The organism is bacterium, from assembly GCA_030655055.1.
Classification (GTDB): domain Bacteria; phylum Edwardsbacteria; class AC1; order AC1; family EtOH8; genus UBA5202.
The window spans coordinates 1-2,624 of record JAURWH010000076.1 but is presented as its reverse complement, the minus strand read 5'-3'; the positions used below and the strand labels follow the sequence as shown (position 1 = coordinate 2,624).

3 protein-coding genes are annotated in these 2,624 nt (G+C 60.1%); all 3 read right to left on the bottom strand.

Features of this window, described 5'->3' with window-relative positions; translation table 11 throughout:
• A partial coding sequence (locus tag Q7U71_03360) for a DEAD/DEAH box helicase (protein MDO9390793.1) occupies positions 1 to 1,069 on the bottom strand: 1,069 nt, incomplete at its 3' end.
• A 502-nt stretch (positions 1,070 to 1,571) separates the two neighbouring features.
• Entirely contained in the window at positions 1,572 to 1,973 is a 402-nt protein-coding gene (gene queF, locus Q7U71_03355) for a preQ(1) synthase (GenBank protein ID MDO9390792.1), read from the bottom strand.
• A gap of 113 nt (positions 1,974 to 2,086) precedes the next feature.
• Positions 2,087 to 2,623, bottom strand: coding sequence for a GNAT family N-acetyltransferase (locus Q7U71_03350; protein MDO9390791.1), 537 nt, complete (start codon positions 2,621 to 2,623; stop codon positions 2,087 to 2,089).
• Position 2,624: the final 1 nt, after the last annotated feature.

Genomic DNA, 2,624 nt, shown 5'->3' with positions numbered 1-2,624 from the left:
GGTCCTGGCGTTCCTCGCTATCGCAGAAGGAGATGGCCGTGCCCAAGGCACCGGCCCGTCCGGTGCGGCCGATGCGGTGGACGTAGGCTTCGGCTTCGTGCGGCAGGTCAAAGTTCACCACGTGGGAGATGTTGTCGATGTCAATTCCTCTAGAGACCACGTCCGAGGCCACCAGCACCCGGATGGAGCCGGTCTTGAAACCCTGCAGCACCCGTTCCCTGGTGTTCTGGGATTTGTCTCCGTGGATGGCCTGGGCCGGAATGCCCCAGGTGGTCAGACGCCGGGACAGCCGGTCGGCCCGCACCTTGGTCCGGGTAAAGACCAGGGTCCGCTCCATGCCTTTTTGGGAAAGCAGATGGCGCAGCAGGTCCGGCTTGTCGTCCTTCTCCACAAAGTAGACAGACTGTTCCACCGTATCGGCGGCAGCATACTCGGCCATGATGGAGATGGAGACCGGCTGGTCCAGGATTCCCCCGGCCAGCGTTCGGATCTCGGGGGGCATAGTGGCCGAGAAGAACAGGGTCTGGCGCCGGCTGGGGACCTTGGCCACAATTTTTTTGATGTCATTGATGAAGCCCATGTCCAGCATCCGGTCGGCCTCGTCCAGCACCAGGATCTCCACTTTGTGGAGCAGCACCATTTTCTGGTCCATCAGGTCCAGCAGCCGCCCGGGGGTGGCCACCAAAATGTCCACTCCGCCCCGCATGGCCTTGGCCTGGGTGCCCTGGTAAACGCCGCCGTAGACCACGGCCGAGCGCAGGTTGATGTTCCGGCCGTAGGCCGCGAAGCTCTGGCCCACCTGGGCCGCCAGCTCCCGGGTAGGAGTGACGATCAGTGCTCTTATTGTCCGGTACTGTTCCTTGGTGATCTCCGGCCGGTCCAGCCTCTGCAGTATCGGCAGGGCAAAGGCCGCGGTCTTACCGGTGCCGGTCTGGGCGCAGCCCAAAATATCCTTGCCGGCCAGGGCCACCGGGATGGCCTGCTGCTGAATGGGAGTGGGTTCGGTGTAGCCCTCGGTGATCAATGCTTCCAGCAGGTTTGGTTTGAGGCCCAACTCGTCGAAGCGCATGGCGGGCTCGGTGGAAACGGCTTTTGGGGCCCGGGGCAGCGGAACTTGGACCGGGGGAACATATTGGGGGCGGACCGGAACATGCTGGACCGGCCGCGGCTGGTGCTGGGCAGCGGGCCGAGGACCCTGATGCTGGGGATGCTGCCGTCCCGGCTGTCCTAAAGTACCGCCGGGCTTGGAGGCTGGCCGTTGGGCTTGGGGAGGTCTGTTCGGCTGGTGCGGCTGGGACCTCTGTCCCTGAGCCGGGGCTCCCTGGGGCCGGGCCGGGCGGGCGGTTTGATGATTCTGGGTCCTGACCGGGGCATGAGCCGCAGTTGCCACCGGTTTCCGGTGGGGTTCGGCCTGGTGTCTGGCCGGGGCCGCAGCATGGTGTTGAACCGGCTGGGCCGGGGTCTTCTTCTTGCGTTTGAAAAGGCTTAAAAGTTTGCGTAATGGCATAATCTCTCTCTCCAATCAACGATGAACAATGATCAATGACCAGTCCGTGGTTGATTGCTAATGGTTAATTGTTTTTTCCTGGGTATTCGGCCGCCACGGTTATGGCTATGCCGCCCCGTACTCTGAAATTGCCCGTCACCAGCATTTGACGGGGCTGGACAGCCTTCACCAGGTCGTCCAGGATCTGGTTGACCACCGCCTCGTGAAATACGCCCTTATTGCGGTAGGTCCACAGGTAAAGTTTGAGTGATTTGGATTCCACCACCAGCCGGTCCGGGATGTAGCTGACGGTGATGGCGCCGAAGTCCGGCTGCCCGGTGATGGGGCAGAGGGAGGTGAATTCTTCGGTTTCCAGTATCACCCGGTAATCGCGCCCGCGGTTCTGGTTGGGGAAGGCTTCCAACTTTCCCGAGGGCTTGAGCACCTTGCGGCCCAAAAGGGTCAGGCCGAATTTGTTTTTGGGCATAGATAAAGACCTTTCATGGTTTTTCTGATATCTGCCGTACTCACAGTTTATCTTTCACGTTTAACGTTAATACGTAGTCACGTTATAACGATTTATTTTTTTGCTTTCTGTGGCTAATTTTGGTATTCACTTCGTAGTGTCCCGTAATAGGCCAGGTCCTCGAACTTGTCCCACTTCTTCACGTGCTGGCGCAGGCAGCCTTCGTACTTCATTCCTATCTTCTGCATCACTTTTCCCGAAGCCGGGTTGCGGGCAAGATGAGTGGCGTAGATCTTATTAAGCTTGGGTCCGGTGAACCCGTAATCCAGCAGGGCCCGGGCGGCCTCGGTGCAGAATCCCCTGCCCCAATAAGGCACGGCCACCCAGTAACCCATCTCGGCCCGGTGGTGGTCCTTGCTGATGGTCAGGCCGATGGCCCCGATCATTTGTCCCGAATCCTTCAGGGTTATGGCCAGGGTCAGGCCCGATCCCAGCTCCCAGGTCTTCTGGTGGGTGCCTATCCAGGATTCCGCCGCCCCGTCGGGATAGGGGTGGGGAATGTTCATAGTGGTGTCGGCGATCTCGAAGCGTCCGGCCAGTTTCTGGACCTCGGGAGCGTCGGTTAAAGCGAAGGGACGAAGCACCAGGCGTTCAGTGGTTATGGTTGGTATA

Bases quoted from the DNA above. Each gene is read 5' to 3' on its own strand.
- queF (MDO9390792.1), bottom strand. From the start codon at position 1,973: ATGCCCAAAAACAAATTCGGCCTGACCCTTTTGGGCCGCAAGGTGCTC.